Consider the following 17,739-nt stretch of genomic DNA (forward strand, 5'->3'; position numbering starts at 1 on the left):
TCCAGCGTGCCGGCAGCGCCGTATCACCGCTGCGTACAACTGATTACATCTTTTTTTCAACCCGCGGCCCTGTGCCGCCCCAGGAGCCTGACCATGACATTCACCCCCTCCCTGCTGAGCGCCTGTGCGGCGATCCTCTGCGCCGGTGCCAGCCTGAGCGCCCATGCCGACACCGGCAAGCTGTTGCTGACTGGCGGCGTCAGCAGCGTGGACGGCGCGGCCGGCGGTGGCCTGACGCCGTGGGCCGTGATCGGCAGCAACGCCACCGAGGGCGAAATCGGCGGCTCGGCCTTTGTCACCACGGCCGGAACCAAGGACTACGGCCTGAACATCGTCGGCGCGGCCATCGGCATCCACGACCGTTATGAACTGTCGGTCGCCCAGCAGGACTTCAACACCCGCAACACCGGCACCGCACTGGGCCTGCCCGGCCTGCACCTGAAGCAGACCATCGTGGGCGCCAAGGTGCGCGTGCTCGGCGATGCCGTGCTTGACGCCGACACCCTGATGCCGCAGGTGGCGGTCGGTGTGCAGTACAAAACGCTCGGCTCGACCGGGCTGGACGGCACGCTCCGGGCGCTGGGCGCCAAACGCGAAGGGGTGGACCTGTATGTGAGCGCCACCAAGCTGTTCCTGGGCCAGAGCCTGCTGGTCAACGGCACGCTGCGCGCCACCAAGGCGAACCAGAACGGCCTGCTCGGCTACGGCGCCACCCTGGGTGGCAACGAGAACAAGTACAGCCTGCAGCCGGAGTTCTCGGTGGCTTACCTGCTCACAAAAAATATCGCGGTAGGTGCCGAATACCGCTTCATGCGCAACAAGCTGGAAACCGCCGGCCGCGCCGCCGGCCTGGGCAACGGCCTGCGCTCGGAAGACTGGAAAGACATCTTCATCGCCTGGGCACCGAACAAAAACGTTTCCGTGACCTTGGCCTATGTGGACCTGGGCGTGATCGTGCCCGCCACCACCGCCAGCCGCAAGCAAACCGGCTACTACCTGTCGGCCCAGCTGGCTTTCTGAACCCGCCCCCCACCCGCCCCACTTTTCACAAGGAACTGCCATGAACAAAACCCTGATCTCTTTCGCCCTCGCCGCCGCCAGCCTCCTGGCCGTCGGCACCTCGTTCGCACAGACCGCCCCGCAGGGCGACCAGCTCTACAAGGCCTTCGGCGAAAAGGCCGGGCTGGTCACACTGATGGACGACTTCATGGTGCGCCTGCTCGCTGACCCGCGCACCGGTCCGCACTTCAAGCCGGCCAACCAGCAGCGCGTCAAGGAGCAGCTGGTGGACCAGCTGTGCGCCCTGGCCGGCGGCCCCTGCATCTACAAGGGCGCCGACATGAAAAGTTCACACGCCAACCTGGACATCAAAAAGTCCGACTTCCACGCGCTGGTCGAGGTGCTGCAGCAAAGCATGGACGCCCGGGGCATTCCCTTTCGCACCCAGAACCAGATGCTCGCGCTGCTGGCCCCCATGCACCGCGACACCATCACCGTGCGCTGAACGACTCCACCGACACCCCAAGGACCCGCTGCCATGAAAAAAACCCTGCTCACACTCGCACTGGCCACCCTCTCGGGCTGGGCCGCCGCCGGCAACCTGCAAGTCCTGGTGCTGGACAAGGAAGGCAAACCCGTGGCGGATGCCGTGGTGGTGGTCCTGCCTGCCAACAAGGGCGAACCAAAGGCGGTGCTGCCGCTGCAGGTGACCATCAATCAGGAAAAGATGCGCTTCATTCCGGCCGTCAGCGTGGTCGGGGTGGGAGCCAGGGCGAAATTCATCAACAACGACCCGTGGGAACACCATGTCCGCGGCTCGGCCGCAGGTGTTGCGCAGTTCAACGCCGCCGCCGGCAGCGGCTTCGAGTTGCGCCTGGACGGCAAGGCCGACGGCAAGTCCGGCAAATCGGCCGAGGCCGTGTTCGAAAAAGCCGGCGCCGTGCTTCTGGGCTGCCACATCCATGGCTCCATGCGTGGCCATGTCTATGTCAGCGAGTCGCCATGGACGGTCCTGACCGGTGCCGATGGAATCGCCAATGTGGAACAGATTCCCGACGGTCCCGCCCAGGTCAAGGTCTGGCACGCCGATCAGCTGATCGACATCGCCTCGCAGCAGGCCAGCGTGAGCGCCGCCCCCGCCAAAGCCACGATGCAGCTGAGCGTGGTGCCGCGCCGGCGCCGGATCTAGGGGCCCGACGGCCTTTGCCGGGCCAGCCGAACTCCCTATACTCGGCCGCATGACGCTGGACACCCAAGCGGACTCCCGCAGCCTGGAGGCCCTGATCGCTGCCGCAGCGCGGGGCGACCATGCCTGCTTCGCCCGGATCTATGAGCGTACACACCGGCATCTGTTTGGCGTGGCCGTTCGTATATTGGGCCAGGGACAGGCAGCCGAAGATGTGCTGCAAGAGGCCTATGTGAGCATCTGGAAAAACGCCGGCGGCTACCGCAACGAGGTAGGCGGGCAAACCATTCAACCCATGACATGGCTGATCGCCATTGTCCGCAACAAGGCGCTGGACGCCTTGCGTGCCCGCACACGCCGCCGCGAAAGCGAGTTGCCCGAGTCTGGCGACGTGGATGAAGACGATGTCCAGTCTGTCAACAATCCGGCACCCAGCGCCATGCAACTGCTCGAGCAAGCCAGCCAGGCCCTGCACATTGAGGGCTGCATGAGCGCGCTGGACGGCAGTTACCGGCAAAGCCTAGCGCTGGCCTACTACCAGGGCCTGAGTCACACCGAAGTCGCTCAACAAATGGGCGCGCCGCTGGGTTCGGTCAAGGCCTGGATACGGCGCGGGCTGGAAAAGCTCAAGGGCTGCCTGGCCGCGCAGGGGGTGGTGGCATGAAATACACACAACCCGAACTGCTTGAACACCTGGCGTCGTCGTATGTACTGGGCACGCTGACAGGGGGCGCCCGGCGCCGTTTTGAACGGTTGCAGCGAGACCGCGCCGATGTACGTGGGCTGGTGACGCAATGGGAAACGCGCTTGGGCCAGCTGGCTGTGTCGGTCCCGGCGCAGCAGCCCTCGCCGCAGTTGTGGAAAGCGATTGCGGCACGCACACAACCAGCGGCTACCGCTGCCGCGGCAAACGCCTCTCCGCGCGGATGGCTGGGGTGGCTCAAGCCGGCCGGGGTCGGCCTTGGCGGTCTGGCTGCCGGCGTGATAGCCGCCAGCGTCCTGTTTGTCACGGCGCCTGGCCTATTCATGACCAGCGACCAGATCGCCATGCGTACGGGTGAAAAGCTGCCGCAAAGTTATGTGGGCCTGCTGACCGACGCGCAGGGCAACGGCAAGCTGCTGGTCAGCTCCCTGCGCCACGGCAAGACCCTGACGGTCAAGGTCATCGGTCCCATCACGGCGCCGGCCAGCGGCACCCTGGTGCTGTGGGCCGTGCCCGCCAGCGGTCCGGCCTTCGCGCTGGGCCCGGTGCCGGCCAGTGGTTCGGCCGTGTCCTTGCTGCCTGACACCTCTGAAAAGCTGCTGTCCAAAGTCAGCAAGCTGGTGGTCACCCTGGAGACCAGCCCCGCCGCTGTCAGCCCCAGCGCGACGGTGCTGTTCAGCGGCAACTGCGCCAAATTGTGGTGACGCCGCCATTCATCCATTTCAGGCTGGTTTGCATCCGTTTTCCGGTTTCCGTCGTTTGTCTCAGGTGCTGATCTGACAGCGCACCTCAATCACCAACCCTCAAGGAGCCCGACATGAACGCATTGAATCTTCGCCAATGGACCGCCCTGCCCGTCCTGAGCCTGGCGCTGGCCGGGGGCGCGCTGGCCGCCGACACCCCCACCACGCCGGTGGAAAACGCACGCATCGACGACTTCGCCGCTGGCAAAAAGGCCATGGATGCCAAAAACTGGGCGCAGGCCGTCGCCAGCTTCAACAAGGTCGTCGCGCAGAACCCGAAAAACGCCGACGCCTACAACTACCTCGGCTATTCGAACCGCTGGCTGGGCAAATACGACGAGGCCTTTGCCGCCTACAACAAGGCGCTGACACTGGATCCAAAACACAAGGGCGCGCTTGAATACTCGGGCATCGCCTACCTGAAGACCGGCCAGAAGGCCCAGGCCGAAGCCCAGCTCGCCAAGCTGCAGGCCATCTGCGCCAGCTGCGAGGAGACCGCAGATCTGGCCAAAGCCATCGCGGCCGCCAAATAGCCGGGGACGGCCCGGCCACCCCACCGGGCCCGCACCAAGGGGCGTTGACACAAGCTTGCTTGAAACTTACATTGAAGCCTCTGCAGGAGGCTTTATGGCGTACCCCAGGACATCCGCGCACCACCCCGCCCTCTCGCTGCTGGACTTGCAGCGCATCAAGCGATGGCATCTGGCGCACAAGGACTCGCGCCCGCTGGAATACCAGGTGTGGGACGCCGTGTTGACACTGTGGGTCATGGGCTGGGTCGGCTGGCTGCCGGCCTTTGCACTGGAGGTGCCGCTGGCCTATCCATTCTGTGTGTTGGGCATGGCGGCCCCGCAACTGTATGTACGCTGGCGCGCCCGCGCCCATGCCCGGGGCCGTCTCAGGTGTGACTGGCTGGAACCGGCGCACTGATTTACATTGGCAGGCATGAACCCACTGACCTGCTTCACCCTTTCCACCACCGACCACATCGCCCACCTGGTGCTCAATCGTCCCGAGGCGATGAACACCATGCACCCGACCTTCTGGCGCGAGCTCGATGCGGTGCTGACCCACCTCCACAAGGCCGGCGAGGCGCGGGTGCTGGTGATCTCCAGCACCGGCAAACACTTCAGCGCAGGCATGGCGCTGGAAACTTTTTCGGGCGCCATCGCGATGGACGACCAGAGCCCCGAAGGCCGAGCCGCCATCTTCGACATGCTGACCGAAATGCAGGCCACCTTCACCAAACTCGAGACCCTGCGCATTCCGGTGATCGCGGCCATCCAGGGCGGCTGCATTGGCGGTGCGGTGGACATGGTGACGGCCTGCTGCATTCGTTATGCGACGGCCGACGCGTTTTTCTGCATCCAGGAAATCAACATCGGTATGGTCGCCGACGTCGGCACGCTGCAGCGCCTGCCCAAGCTGGTGCCGCTGGCGGTGGTCAAGGAACTGGCCTACACCGGGCGTCGCCTCAGCGCCACCAAAGCGCTGGGTTACGGCCTGGTCAACGAGGTCTTCGATTCGCCCGAAGCCCTGCTGGCCGGCGCGCTGTTGTGCGCAAAGGAAATTGCCAGCAAGCCGCCGGTCGCCATTTGGGGCACCAAGCAGGCGATCCACTACACGCGTGACCATTCGGTGGACGACGCGCTCAAACAAATGGGCTGGCTGCAGGGCGCGATCTGGAGCAACCAGCATGTGCGCGAGGCGGTGACCGCCATGAAGGAAAAACGCGCGGGCCAGTTCGCGGGCCTGTCACCGCTCCAGAGTTTCAAGGAAATCGGCCTCTAGCCCTTATTGGACGGGCGCGAGCAGCTATTTATTCAATAGCACTCACGAAGAACTCTGTCATTGCGGACCTGATCCGCAATCCATGTATGCATCCTTACGGCCTGGGTTCAAAGGCATGGATGACGGGTCGAAGCCCGCAATGACAGCCACCCCGCCTACTGCCTCGCCGTGCGGATATTCGGCGGCAGCGCCTGCGGGTAACTCGTGCGGAACGGGTTGATGTCCAGCCCGCCGCGCCGGGTGTAACGCGCGTAAACCGACAGCTTGAGCGGCCGGCAGCGCGTCCAGATGTCCATGAAGATGCGCTCCACGCACTGCTCGTGGAACTCGTTGTGGTTGCGAAAACTCACGATGTACTGCAGCAGGCCTTCCTGGTCGATGGGCGCACCCGAATAACTGATCTGCACACTGCCCCAGTCGGGCTGGCCGGTCACCAGGCAGTTGCTCTTGAGCAGGTTGGACACCAGGGTCTCGGTGACCGGTGGCTCTTCATGGTCGGCAAACAACAGCTCCGGCGCCGGTGTGTAGTGCCGGCACTCCACGTCGAGCCGGTCAAGGTTCAGGCCGTCGAGTTCGTGCACAGGCTCCTGGTCAAACAGCTCCGGCCCCAGCGTCTTGACACCCACGCCGGCACCCACCGCGGCATTGAGGTCGGCACGGATGCGCTCGCGCACCTCGCGTGCATCCGCAAAACGCGTGTTGTTGAAACTGTTGAGGTAGAGCTTGAAAGACTTGCTTTCAACGATGTTCGGCGACTCGCAGGGCACGGTGATGTGCGCCAGCGCCACCTGCGGCTTGCCGCGCAGGTTCAGCCAGCTCAGCTCGAACACGGTCCACATGTCGGCCCCGAAAAAAGGCGGATTCTCGCCCAGGCCCAGCTCCTCGCGCTTGACCGCGCGCGGAATGGGAAACAGCAGCGAAGCGTCGTACTGGTCGATGTAGGGCGTCGGCTTGCCCAGTTGGGATTGGTCGGGCGTGTTCATGATGCGGCCTCCGCAGCCTTGAGATGGGGAATCAACGGTTCAAGCAGGCGTTCGACCACCCCTTTGGGCAGGTCATGGCCCATGCCCTCGATGCCGACCAGGCGGGCACCCCGGATGCGCCGCGCGGTGTCCTCGCCGCAGGCAAAGGGCACCAGCGGGTCGGCCTTGCCGTGCACCACCAGGGTCGGCACACGCAGGCCGGCCAGTTCGCTTGCGCGGCGATGGTCGGCAACGATGGCCATCATCTGGCGCAACACCCCTGCCGGATGAAAGCTGCGCCGCGCGGCGGTGGTGATGTGTTCGCGCAGTTCGGCGTCGTCCACCGGAAACCCCGGACTGCCGATCGTCTTGAAGAGCCTGACGTAGTGGTCTGTCACCGAGGAAAGGTCTTTGCCCGCGGGGCGGCTCAGCAGTACACGCATGACGTGCGGCGCGGCCTGCGGCAGGCCACGCGCGCCGCTGGAGCTCATGATGCTGGTCAGGCTCAGCACGCGTTCGGGCGCGGCCAGCGCCACACGCTGGGCGATCATGCCGCCCATGCTGACGCCCACCACGTGCGCCTTCTGCACGCCCAGCGCGTCCAGCACGGCCAGCGCATCGGCGGCCATGTCATGCAGCGCATAAGGCGCCTTGACCGCCAGACCCAGCTTGTACTTGATGCTGGCCCATACCAGGTTGGGCTGACCCAGGTGATCGAACTTCTGCGACAGGCCGATGTCGCGGTTGTCCAGGCGGATCACGCGGTAACCCGCGTCGATCAGCGCCTGCACCATGGCCGGCGGCCAGGCGACCAGCTGCATGCCCAGGCCCATGATCAGCAGCACCGCCGGACGCGGCTGCGCGCCGCTGCCGGGGCCCGAATCCTCGACTTCGATGTTTATGCCGTTTGCTCTTAATTTCATAGCTGCCTACGCCCAACTGCCGGGCGCTTGATGGTAATTCGACCGAAAGAACGATTTTAGGTGAACTCCCGTTCACGCAGCCATTTGGTGGCCACCCATTTTTCGCCGGCCAGCACCGGCGCACCGCCATGCAAGGTCAGTGTGGAGGCATGCGGCTGGTCGTAACTGAAAAAAACCGCATGGCCGCGCTGCGGCATCACTTCCAGCCCGATGTCCGGAAACACCGTGGCGCCGCCGGCTTCGGGCTCGCCCAGGTAAAGAATCAGCGTGCCCACCCGCTGGCCGCCGCGCGCCAGAATGGAGGCCGTGCCGGGCTCGGCGGGATCGAAATAATCATGGTGCGGCTTGTACTCGGCGCCCGGCAGGTACTGCAGCACCTGCAGGCCTTCGCCGTTTTCAAGCGGCCAGCCCAGCAGCCGCGCGATACGTGCCTCGATGCGGCTGACCAGCTCGTTTTCGCCGCGCGTGAAAAACATGCCGCGGCTGGTGCGGTCGTCATTCAGTTCCTCGCCGCCGGTCTTGACCGCCACGGTCAGCGAACGCGACAGGCGCGGCCTGGCGGCCTGCATCAGCGCGTCGCATTCGTCGTCACTGAGCAGGTTGCCGAACAGCACGATGTGCGGCTGGCTCATCTGCATCAACACGTCGACCTGCCGGTCGCCGGCATCGAGCCGCAGCGCCGCACCAATGGCCGGCCGCGGCACCGGCACGGCGGACGGCGTCTGCAAGGTCGCGGCAAGGACTTCGCGTGCCACGTCCGCCAGCCAGCCCGACTTGCGCAGGGCCTTCAGGATGGTGGGCGCCGTGTGGCCCAGAGCGGCCTGGGCACGCACCCAAGCCTGCACCTCGGGCGTCACATGCTGGGGCTGGACCTCGTAGTCGCGCATGCTGGGCGCAGGACTCAGCCGGCCTGCTGGCGGCGAAACACCAGCCGGTCGGGCCCGGACACGGCCGGTGCAAAACGGTAGCCTTCGGCGTCGAAGCCTTCGAGCTTCTTGACGGTGGCCAGTTTCCTGTCGATCGCGTAACGCACCATCAGGCCGCGCGCGCGTTTGGCATGGAAGCTGACGATCTTGTACTTGCCGCCCTTGAACTCCTCGAAGACGCAGCTGACCACGCGCGGCTTGAGAGCCCGGCGGTCCACCGCCTTGAAATACTCCTCGCTGGCCAGGTTGACGATGACCGGCGAGGTGTCGGCAGCCGCACGCGCATTGAGGTAGTCGGCGATCTGCGCGCCCCAGAACTGGTAGAGGTTGCTGCCCTGCGCCGTGGCCAGCCGCGTGCCCATCTCCAGGCGGTAGGGCTGCATCAGGTCCAGCGGACGCAGCACGCCGTACAGGCCGCTGAGGATGCACAGGTGCGCCTGCGCCCAGTCGAGGTCCGCGGCCGGGAGGCTTTTGGCGTCCAGCCCCTCGTAAACATCGCCGTTGAAGGCCAGCACCGCCTGCTTGGCATTTTTGACACTGAACTTCGGCGACCAGGCCTGGTAACGCGCGACATTGAGACCGGCGAGGGTGTCCGACAGCGACATCAGGTCACTGATCTGTGTCGGGGTTTTCTCCCTCAGCACCTTGATCAGTTCGGTGGACTGCTTGACGAACAGCGGCGGCGTGTGCGTGGCGACCTGCGGCGGCGTGGCGAAATCCAACGATTTCGCCGGCGAAAGTAAAAACAGCATGGACCTGGGGATGAAGTAAAGCCAGTCCCGACTTTACGACAGCCCGCGGCCCGGCGCCGCAACATGCCAAAAGCCCGGCTCAGCGCAGGTCGCTGGCCAGCGAGGCCAGCGTTTCGGCGGGGATCGCCACATGCGCCGGGTAGTGGGTGTGGTCGCAACCGAGCTTGACGCCCGCGCCGGCCTTGACCGCGGCGCACATGGCCGGGGTCAACTCAAAACGCACAAAATGCACGGCCGAGGTTTTGTCGTCGTTTTCCCGGTCCATGTCCTCGTCGGCAATGGCGTACACCCGCGGGTGGCCTTCGACCTCGACAAACAGCCGGTCTTCCACACCGATCAGCCGGGCCAGCTCGCGCTTGCGCTCGTTGACGTCGGGGTACTCCAGCATCACGGTGGCCTTCCAGTTGCTGCCGTCGGGCACCAGGGGTGCATAGGCCTCGATCTCCTGGTTGATGCCTTCATCCTCGAAGATTTTTTCGATGCGCAACATTTCCTGGATCTGGTAACGGATGCTGGTCTCGCTTTCGAACTGCAGGTTGATGTGTTCACCCAGGCGCACGCTGCGCAAGCGGCGGTGCGCCATGACGGCGGCCTTGTTGTCCTTGCGGTACCTGCTGTAGGCCTCCAGGGTCATCAGGCTGTCGCGGGTGATTTTTCCGGTGACTTGCATAAGGGCTCCTTGCTGGCTACTTCAGTCCGTAGGCCGTGCGGACCAGGGTCAGCGGGTGTTTTAGCAAAGGCGCGCCGAGCTGGTTGACGTCAAACCCCTGCGCAATGTGGTGACCGCCCAGCGGGCAGTCGCTGCTGATCACGTCGGGCAGGCCGCCGTCCTTGTGGCTGGCCATGGCCTTGAACAGCGGCTTGCCGATTTTCATGGCCTGCTGGTGGTAGGGCACCTTCACGCCGAAGGTGCCGGCGTGGCCCGAGCAGCGTTCGTGCGTATGCACGCTGGTGCCCGGCACCATCTTGAGCATTTCCTCGGTTTTCTTGCCGATGTTCTGCACCCGGCCATGGCAGGGGATCTGGTAGCTGATCTTGCCCAGCGGCACCGGAAATTCGGTTTTGAGCAGGCCGTCGCGCTTGCGTGCCATCAGGTACTCGAACGGGTCCCACATGTGTTCCCTGACCAGCTGCACGTCGGCGTCGTCCGGGTACATCAGCGGGATTTCCTGTTTGAACATCAGGGTGCAACTCGGCACCGCACTCAGGATGGCAAAGCCGTCCTTCGCGTAGTTGGCCAGCACCGGAATGTTGGCTTCCTTGCTCTCGTTGACCGAATCGAGGTCGCCGAGCTCCAGCTTGGGCATGCCGCAGCATTTTTCCTTTTCGACCAGCACATAGGGCACTTCGTTGTGGTCCAAGACCTTGAGCAGGTCGTGGCCGATACCGGGCTCGTTGTAGTTGATGTAGCAGGTCGAAAAAATCACCACCTTGCCGGGTGTCTTGGCGCCGTCCTTCACCGGATGTGGCGGCGACTCGGGGGCGCCAGAGCGGAATTTTTTTGTCGCCAGTTCGGGCAGCCAGGCATTTTTGTCGACCCCCAGGACTTTTTCCATCACGGCGCGGGCCGGCTTCGTCTTGTTGACCGCATTGGCCACCTGGACCACGATGGGAATGCCGGCAAACTGTCCGTGCACATCGGTGGACGACAGGAATTTTTCCCCCAGGCCCACCCCGCCCTTTTTGAACTTGATGGCCTTGGCGCGCAGCATGGTGTGCGGAAAGTCGAGGTTGAACTCGTGCGGCGGCACATAGGGACACTTGGTCATGTAGCAGAGGTCGCACATGTAACACTGGTCGACCACCTTCATGTAGTCCTTCCTGTCCACCCCATCGACCTCGCCGGTCTTGCTTTCGTCAACCAGATCGAACAGCGTCGGGAAGGCCCCGCACAGACTCACACAGCGGCGGCAGCCATGGCAGATGTCGAAGATGCGCTCCATCTCGTGGAAGGTCGCCTCCTCGTTGTAATAATCCGGGTTTTTCCAGTCGATCGGATGACGCGTGGGTGCCTGCAGATTGCCTTCTGTAGCCATGGCTTACCTCTTCTTGTCGTGGGATTTATGAAAGGGCTTGCGTGCGACAAACCCCTTTCATAAATCGCTACGCCCGGGCGGCGTAGCGAGGGGCCGATCAATCAACGAGTTCGGCGAGTGCTTTGGTATAGCGGTTCGCATGCGAACGCTCGGCCTTGGCCAGCGTCTCGAACCAGTCGGCCACTTCGTCGTGGCCCTCGTCACGCGCGGTTTTGGCCATGCCGGGGTACATGTCGGTGTACTCGTGGGTCTCACCGGCCACCGCAGAAGCGAGGTTCTCGCGCGTGCCGCCAAAAGGCATGCCAGTGGCGGGGTCGCCGCACTGCTCCAGCCATTCGAGGTGACCGTGCGCGTGGCCGGTTTCGCCTTCCGCGGTGGAGCGGAACAGCGCGGCGACATCAGGCTGGCCTTCAACGTCAGCCTTGTTTGCGAAATAAAGATAACGGCGGTTGGCCTGTGATTCACCGGCAAATGCGGCTTTCAGGTTTTCTTCCGTTCTGGAGCCTTTGAGAGCAGCCATGGAAATCTCCTTCGTGGTTGGTAAAAATGGTCCTTGCCTTGAACACCATCGTCAAGGACGGAATCACGATAGCCCCATTGCGGTGCGGCGTCTAATTGCCAGGATCAATTTGAACAAAAGACAAAAGCTATGAATCAACTGCAATTGACAATTATTCTCAACAACTCCGCAACACCCGCCAGCAGACCTGCACTTGGCAGGTCCAAATAGTTACGTTATAGTAAACGCATTATGAATAGGTGAATTTGAGACCTTGCTCATCCAAGGCGCAAACACCCGAACCCACCCAATCCGGAGATCGCCATGGCTGCCCAGATGACCGCCCCCACCCTGCGCCCCGCCACCTCGCCGTTGCCGCCGCCTGCGGCGGTGCAGCAGCTGCACCACTACGCCTACCGCGCCAAAGACGCCGAGGAAACGCGGCATTTTTACGAGGACATCCTCGGCCTGCCGCTGTACCACATCATCCAGAGCGACTACGTTCCAAGCACCGGCGAGTACTGCCCCTACACCCACTTCTTCTTCCGCCTGCAGGACGGCTCCTTCATCGCCTTTTTCGACCTTGGCAACGACGAGGCAGCCCTGCCTTCGCCGAACACACCGCTGTGGGTGAACCACATCTCGTTTCGCGTCGACACCGTGGCCGACCTGGAAGCGATGAAAGCGCGCCTCGAGGCCGATGGCATCGAAGTGCTGGGTGTGACCGACCACCACATCTTCAAGAGCATTTATTTCTTCGACCCCAACGGCGTGCGCCTGGAGCTGACGGCGCAGCTGGCCGACGAGTTCCAGATGCTGGAGGAAAGCAAGACCGCCCATGCCCGTCTGGCGGAATGGACAGCACGCAAGCAGCAGTGGCGCAAGGACAAGGCGGCCGGTCAGGCGGCCGAAGCCCTCAAACCGCAGCAAAACGACAGGCCGGAGTTCGGCGGCAAACCCGCCGCCTGACGCGCTCCGGTTACTATTATTTTGATAGCTGTCTGCGCCCTACTGACAAGGGCCAGACCCCAAAAACACTGAAAATCTATCAACGCCGGGAGCGAGACACGCCATGCTGGAGACACCACCTGCCTACGCCGGGACGGCGTTCACCAACGGTTATGAGTTCACCCAGGGCACGGGTTACACCCTGCCGGAATACCCTTTCGTGGCCCCGCCCGAACTCGGCGCGAAACAGCTCGTCCGCCACCCCATCGTCATCGTCGGCGGCGGCATCACCGGCCTGAGCCTGGCCTGCGCGCTGGCGCGTTACGGTGTCAAGGCCGTGCTGCTGGACGAAGACAACACCGTGGGCGTCAAAGGCGCCTCTTCGCGCGGCATCTGCTACACGCAAAAATCGCTGGAGGTCTTCCACCGCCTCGGCATCTACGAGCGTATTGCCGCCAAGGGCGTGCAATGGAGCGTGGGCCGCACCTTTGCAGGCAACGACGAGGTCTATTCCTTCGACCTGCGCCAGCAGAGCAACTTCAACCTCTCGACCCAGCCGCCCTTCATCAACATCCAGCAGTTCTACATCGAGGGCTACCTGGTCGAACGCATCTACGAACTCGGCCATGTGGACCTGCGCTGGAAGTCGCGCGTCACCGCCTTCACGCAGAACGCCGATGTCGCCACGCTGACGGTGGAAACGCCTGCCGGCAGCTACCAGATCGAGGCCGACCACGTGATCGACGCTTCCGGCTCCCACACGCCCTTTCACGACTGGGTGGGCGCCACCATGCAGAACAAACGCGGCGACGACCGCTGGTGCATCGCCGACGTGCGCTTTTCCAAACATCCGCCGGTCGAGCGCCACACCTGGATCGAGGCGCCCTTCAACGACAACCGCGCGGTCTGGCAGCACCTGATGGCCGACGATGTCTGGCGCATCGACTACCAGATGGCGCCCAATGCCGATCCTGACGCCGTGAGCCGCGAAGACGTGGTGCGCGAGCGCCTGCAGCGCCAGTTCGGCAAGGACGTCGAGGTCGAGATCGTCTGGGTGGGCCCCTACGCCTACCGCAGCCGCTGCCTGGACAAGCTGCGCGTGGGCCGCGTGTTCTTCATGGGCGACACCGCCAAAATAGTCAGCCCCTTCGGCGCGCGCGGCGGCAACACCGGCGTGGCCGATGCCGACAACCTCGCCTGGAAGCTGGCGGCCGTGCTGCGCGGCCGTGCCAGCCCGACCTTGCTGGAGAGCTACAACGCCGAGCGGCTCGAAGCGGCCCAGCAGAATGTGCAGGTGACCAACCGCACCGCACGCTTCCTGCGTCCGGCCGACGGCATGGAGCGCTGTTTTCGCACGGCGGCCATCAGCCTGGCCAGGCAGTACCCGTTTGCGCGCTCGCTGGTGAATACCGGCCGCATGGCGGTGGCCAACACCTACACACGTTCGTCCATCTGCGACAACACCGGCGGGCAGTCGGTGCAGAACGTGGCCTTCCGCTGGGCAGACGGCTCCCAGGGTGCCGTCAACGACCTGCTGCAGTGGGCCGACGGCGACCTGCTGGTGCTGGTGTTCGGCGAGCTGCCGGCCGCCGGCCTGCAGCGCCTGCGGCAGCTCGCCCAACACGCCCCGGTGCGCAGCGTGCAGGTGCTTGGCCCGGACGACCGCGCACAGGCACGTGAACATGTGCGCGACATCAATGCCCGCGGCACCGGCCACTTGCAGGGCGCCTGCCACGTCTTCGGCCACGCCTGGGCCCTGCTGCGGCCCGACGGCTACCTGGCGGCCACCGGCGAGGCCGTGGACGGCCACCTGATCGCTGCTGTCGAAAAAACCCTCGGCCTGCGCTGAATCCGGAAAGACATTCATGAAAACCGAAGCCGCCATCAAGACCGCTCCCAACTTCCAGGATGCGGATGCCTTTTACGAATGCCTGCTCGACGCCCACCAGGGCCTGAGCCGCGAGCAGTCCGAGCTGCTCAACGCGCGCCTGATCCTGATCCTGGCCAACCAGCTGGGTGACACCGCGCTGTTGCAGGCCTGTATCACCGCGGCCAAGCCGACCGAGACCGACTGACGCGGCGCGGGCGATATGGAGGCGCCGGCCCCGCCGGTGCGGCGAGTCGAATAAAATCAGGGCAGTACCTCCAACCCAAGGCGGCATCTATTGCAGTGTTGCACGCTATCTGGAACATAAAAATGCGTCTTTTGCGCCATGGCGGCGTTGCAAATCCGCGCGATACCCGGGGTATCGCTGTGGTTTGCGCCTAGCCCTGACCCAAAATCCATCATTTTTATTTGTTCCATCCAGCATGCAACACTGCACTAGGCGATGCCGTTTTTCATTGCCCCATGACCGCCTCTGCCCTCCCCACGCCCGCCAGCCCCGCTCCTGCCGACACACCAGCAACCCGGGTGAGCGTGCCCACCCCGGGCCTGGACGGCCTGGCCAAGTCCTTCGAGCCCGCGGCGATTGAACGCCAGTGGGCTCCGCTCTGGGAAGCAAGCGGCATGTACGAGCCGACGCTGGACGCGGCCAAACCCTCGTTTTCCATCCAGCTGCCGCCGCCCAATGTGACCGGCACCCTGCACATGGGCCATGCCTTCAACCAGACCATCATGGACTCGCTCACGCGTTACCACCGCATGAAGGGCGACAACACGCTGTGGGTGCCGGGTACCGACCACGCCGGCATCGCCACGCAGATCGTCGTCGAACGCAAGCTGCAGGCCGAAGGCCAGAGCCGGCACGACCTAGGGCGCGAGAAGTTTGCCGAAAAGGTCTGGGAGTGGAAAGAAGAGTCTGGCACCACCATCACGCGCCAGATGCGCCGCATGGGCGACTCGGTCTCGTGGAAACACGAGTACTTCACGATGGACCCGAAGATGTCCAAGGTGGTCACCTCCACCTTTGTGCAGCTCTACGAGCAGGGCCTGATCTACCGCGGCAAACGCCTGGTCAACTGGGACCCCATCCTCAAGTCGGCCGTGTCCGACCTGGAAGTCGAAAGCGAGGAGGAAGACGGTTTTCTGTGGCACATCTCCTACCCGCTGGCCGACGGAACCGGTTCGCTGACCGTGGCGACGACCCGGCCGGAAACCATGCTGGGCGACGTGGCCTTGATGGTGCACCCTGACGATGAACGCTACCAACACCTGATCGGCAAGCTCGTGAAGCTGCCGCTCTGCGACCGCGACATCCCGGTGATTGCCGACGACTACGTGGACAAGGCATTCGGTACCGGCGTCGTCAAGGTCACGCCGGCGCATGATGCCAACGACTACGCGGTCGGCCAGCGCCACCAGTTGCCCATCATCGGTGTGCTCACGCTGGACGCGGCCATCAATGACAACGCGCCCGAGAAATACCGCGGCATGGACCGCTTCGTGGCACGCAAACAGGTGGTCGCCGACCTCGACGCGCTGGGCCATCTGGTCGAAGTCAAGAAACACAAACTCATGGTGCCGCGTTGCGCCCGCACCGGCCAGGTCATCGAGCCCATGCTGACCGACCAGTGGTTTGTCGCGGTCAACAAGGTCAGCCCGCAAGACCCGACCGGCAAGTCGATTGCGCAAAAAGCCATTGATGCGGTGGACAGCGGCGCCGTCAAGTTTGTGCCCGAGCAATGGGTCAACACCTACAACCAGTGGATGGGTAACATCCAGGACTGGTGCATTTCGCGCCAGCTCTGGTGGGGCCACCAGATTCCGGCCTGGTACGACGAGGACGGTCAGGTCTATGTCGCCAACAACGAAGCTGCGGCGCAAGCGCAGGCGCCGGGCAAGACCCTGACGCGCGACCCCGACGTGCTCGACACCTGGTACTCCTCGGCACTGGTGCCTTTTTCTTCGCTCGGTTGGCCGGAAAAAACCAAGGAGCTGGACCTGTTCCTGCCGTCCAGCGTGCTGGTCACCGGCTACGACATCATCTTCTTCTGGGTCGCCCGGATGATCATGATGACCACGCATTTCACCGGCCAGGTGCCCTTCCACCACGTCTACATCCACGGCCTGGTGAAAGATGCGCAGGGCAGGAAAATGAGCAAGTCCGAAGGCAATGTGCTGGACCCGGTGGACCTGATTGACGGCATCGAGCTGGCGCCCTTGCTGGACAAACGCTCGCAAGGCCTGCGCAAACCCGAAACTGCGCCGCAAGTGCGCAAAAACACCGAAAAGGAATTTCCGGCGGGCATCCCGGCCTACGGCGCGGACGCGCTGCGTTTCACCTTTGCCTCGCTGGCCAGCCTGGGCCGCAGCATCAACTTCGACAGCAAGCGCTGCGAGGGCTACCGCAACTTCTGCAACAAGCTCTGGAACGCGACACGTTTCACGCTGATGAACTGCGAAGGCCAGGACTGCGGCTTGGCGGAACACACCAAGGAGCAATGTGCACGGGGCGCCGAATTCCACAACTACCTGACGTTTTCGCAGGCCGACCGCTGGATCGCGTCCACGCTGCAACGCGTGGAAGCCGACGTGGCCAAAGGTTTTGCTGAATACCGCCTGGACAACGTGGCCGGCAGCATTTACCAGTTTGTCTGGGACGAGTTCTGCGACTGGTACCTGGAAATCGCCAAGGTGCAGATCCAGAACGGCAGCCCGGCCGAGCAGCGCGCCACCCGCCGCACGCTGATCCGCACACTCGAGGCCATCCTGCGCCTGGCGCATCCGGTGATTCCTTTCATCACCGAAGAGCTCTGGCAAAAAGTCGCCCCGGTGGCTGGCCTGAAAAAGGGCGAGTACATCGGCCAGGCCGCCTACCCGCAAAGCCAGCCCGGCAAGATCGATGCGCTGGCCGAGGCGCACGTGGCCAAGCTCAAAACCCTGGTCGATGCCTGCCGCAACCTGCGTGGCGAAATGAAGGTGTCACCCGCGGCGCGGCTGCCGCTCTTCGTGGTCGGCGACACCGCCTTCATGCGCCAGTCCGCGCCGGTGATCAAGGCGCTGGCCAAGCTCAGCGAAGTCAGGGTGTTCGACAGCGAAACCGAATGGGCGACTGCGGCGCAGGCCGCGCCGGTGGCAGTGGTGGGTGAGGCGAAAGTCTGCCTGCACATGGAAGTGGACGTTGCCGCCGAGAAGGCGCGCATCGGCAAGGAGATCACCCGCCTCGAGGGCGAGCTGGTCAAGGTCCAGGCCAAACTCGCCAACGAGGCCTTTGTGGCCAAGGTGCCGCCGGCCGTGCTGGAGCAGGAACGCAAGCGGCTGACGGACTTCACCGCCACGCTGGAAAAACTTCGCGAGCAGCGGGTGCGTCTCGGCTGAAATCCGGGGTT

Annotated in this window: 19 protein-coding genes; 12 read left to right on the forward strand and 7 right to left on the reverse strand. The window is 63.9% G+C overall.

What is annotated here, in order from left to right:
- Window positions 1-93 precede the first annotated feature (93 nt).
- The 8 genes from AAG813_RS04365 (at window position 94) to AAG813_RS04400 (ending at window position 5,422) form a co-directional block, all read left to right on the forward strand.
- Window positions 94-1,020: a DUF3034 family protein gene (locus AAG813_RS04365; RefSeq protein ID WP_341912202.1), complete on the forward strand. Its 927-nt coding sequence runs from the start codon at window positions 94-96 to the stop codon at window positions 1,018-1,020.
- Window positions 1,021-1,060: 40 nt separating this feature from the next.
- Window positions 1,061-1,504, forward strand: coding sequence for a group 1 truncated hemoglobin (locus AAG813_RS04370; RefSeq protein ID WP_341912204.1), 444 nt, complete (start codon window positions 1,061-1,063; stop codon window positions 1,502-1,504).
- A gap of 33 nt (window positions 1,505-1,537) precedes the next feature.
- Window positions 1,538-2,188, forward strand: a complete 651-nt coding sequence (locus AAG813_RS04375; protein ID WP_341912206.1) for a plastocyanin — start codon at window positions 1,538-1,540, stop codon at window positions 2,186-2,188.
- Window positions 2,189-2,237: 49 nt separating this feature from the next.
- Window positions 2,238-2,849, forward strand: coding sequence for a sigma-70 family RNA polymerase sigma factor (locus AAG813_RS04380; protein WP_341912208.1), 612 nt, complete (start codon window positions 2,238-2,240; stop codon window positions 2,847-2,849).
- Window positions 2,846-3,592: an anti-sigma factor gene (locus AAG813_RS04385; RefSeq protein WP_341912211.1), complete on the forward strand. Its 747-nt coding sequence runs from the start codon at window positions 2,846-2,848 to the stop codon at window positions 3,590-3,592. Before AAG813_RS04380 ends, AAG813_RS04385 begins: the two co-directional genes overlap by 4 nt.
- Before the next feature lie 113 nt (window positions 3,593-3,705).
- Window positions 3,706-4,164: a tetratricopeptide repeat protein gene (locus tag AAG813_RS04390; RefSeq protein WP_341912212.1), complete on the forward strand. Its 459-nt coding sequence runs from the start codon at window positions 3,706-3,708 to the stop codon at window positions 4,162-4,164.
- A 94-nt stretch (window positions 4,165-4,258) separates the two neighbouring features.
- Complete coding sequence (locus tag AAG813_RS04395; protein WP_341912214.1) at window positions 4,259-4,561, forward strand: hypothetical protein; 303 nt, start codon at window positions 4,259-4,261, stop codon at window positions 4,559-4,561.
- Between the two features lie 15 nt (window positions 4,562-4,576).
- Window positions 4,577-5,422 carry an enoyl-CoA hydratase-related protein gene (locus AAG813_RS04400; protein WP_341912216.1) on the forward strand — a complete coding sequence of 282 codons (846 nt, stop codon included), beginning with the start codon at window positions 4,577-4,579 and terminating at the stop codon, window positions 5,420-5,422.
- Between the two features lie 155 nt (window positions 5,423-5,577).
- On the opposite strand, the gene queF is transcribed toward AAG813_RS04400, so the two are convergent.
- The 7 genes from queF to AAG813_RS04435 form a co-directional block, all read right to left on the reverse strand.
- The gene (queF, locus tag AAG813_RS04405) at window positions 5,578-6,405 is read right to left on the reverse strand and encodes an NADPH-dependent 7-cyano-7-deazaguanine reductase QueF (protein ID WP_096671687.1); all 828 of its coding nucleotides are present in this window, start codon (window positions 6,403-6,405) and stop codon (window positions 5,578-5,580) included.
- Complete coding sequence (locus AAG813_RS04410) at window positions 6,402-7,307, reverse strand: alpha/beta hydrolase (RefSeq protein WP_341912220.1); 906 nt, start codon at window positions 7,305-7,307, stop codon at window positions 6,402-6,404. The genes queF and AAG813_RS04410 overlap by 4 nt, the downstream gene beginning before the upstream one ends.
- 56 nt (window positions 7,308-7,363) lie before the next feature.
- Window positions 7,364-8,194, reverse strand: coding sequence for a 2OG-Fe(II) oxygenase (locus tag AAG813_RS04415; RefSeq protein WP_341912222.1), 831 nt, complete (start codon window positions 8,192-8,194; stop codon window positions 7,364-7,366).
- 14 nt (window positions 8,195-8,208) lie between these two features.
- Window positions 8,209-8,985, reverse strand: a complete 777-nt coding sequence (yaaA, locus tag AAG813_RS04420; RefSeq protein ID WP_341912224.1) for a peroxide stress protein YaaA — start codon at window positions 8,983-8,985, stop codon at window positions 8,209-8,211.
- Window positions 8,986-9,064: 79 nt separating this feature from the next.
- Window positions 9,065-9,655, reverse strand: coding sequence for a DUF3501 family protein (locus AAG813_RS04425; RefSeq protein WP_341912226.1), 591 nt, complete (start codon window positions 9,653-9,655; stop codon window positions 9,065-9,067).
- A gap of 16 nt (window positions 9,656-9,671) precedes the next feature.
- Entirely contained in the window at window positions 9,672-11,021 is a 1,350-nt protein-coding gene (locus tag AAG813_RS04430; RefSeq protein WP_341912228.1) for a heterodisulfide reductase-related iron-sulfur binding cluster, read from the reverse strand.
- Window positions 11,022-11,118: 97 nt separating this feature from the next.
- Window positions 11,119-11,541, reverse strand: coding sequence for a rubrerythrin family protein (locus AAG813_RS04435; protein ID WP_096671699.1), 423 nt, complete (start codon window positions 11,539-11,541; stop codon window positions 11,119-11,121).
- Between the two features lie 303 nt (window positions 11,542-11,844).
- On the opposite strand from AAG813_RS04435, the gene AAG813_RS04440 reads away from it, so the two are divergent.
- From AAG813_RS04440 to AAG813_RS04455, 4 genes are all read left to right on the forward strand, one after another.
- The gene (locus tag AAG813_RS04440) at window positions 11,845-12,489 is read left to right on the forward strand and encodes a VOC family protein (RefSeq protein ID WP_341912232.1); all 645 of its coding nucleotides are present in this window, start codon (window positions 11,845-11,847) and stop codon (window positions 12,487-12,489) included.
- 103 nt (window positions 12,490-12,592) lie between these two features.
- Window positions 12,593-14,317: an FAD-dependent oxidoreductase gene (locus tag AAG813_RS04445; RefSeq protein WP_341912233.1), complete on the forward strand. Its 1,725-nt coding sequence runs from the start codon at window positions 12,593-12,595 to the stop codon at window positions 14,315-14,317.
- A 16-nt stretch (window positions 14,318-14,333) separates the two neighbouring features.
- Window positions 14,334-14,543: a DUF2783 domain-containing protein gene (locus AAG813_RS04450; protein ID WP_341912236.1), complete on the forward strand. Its 210-nt coding sequence runs from the start codon at window positions 14,334-14,336 to the stop codon at window positions 14,541-14,543.
- Between the two features lie 275 nt (window positions 14,544-14,818).
- Window positions 14,819-17,728: a valine--tRNA ligase gene (locus AAG813_RS04455; RefSeq protein WP_341912238.1), complete on the forward strand. Its 2,910-nt coding sequence runs from the start codon at window positions 14,819-14,821 to the stop codon at window positions 17,726-17,728.
- Window positions 17,729-17,739 lie beyond the last annotated feature (11 nt).

The organism is Polaromonas sp. YR568 (genome assembly GCF_943371715.1).
In the GTDB taxonomy this organism is placed as follows: Bacteria; Pseudomonadota; Gammaproteobacteria; order Burkholderiales; family Burkholderiaceae_C; genus Polaromonas.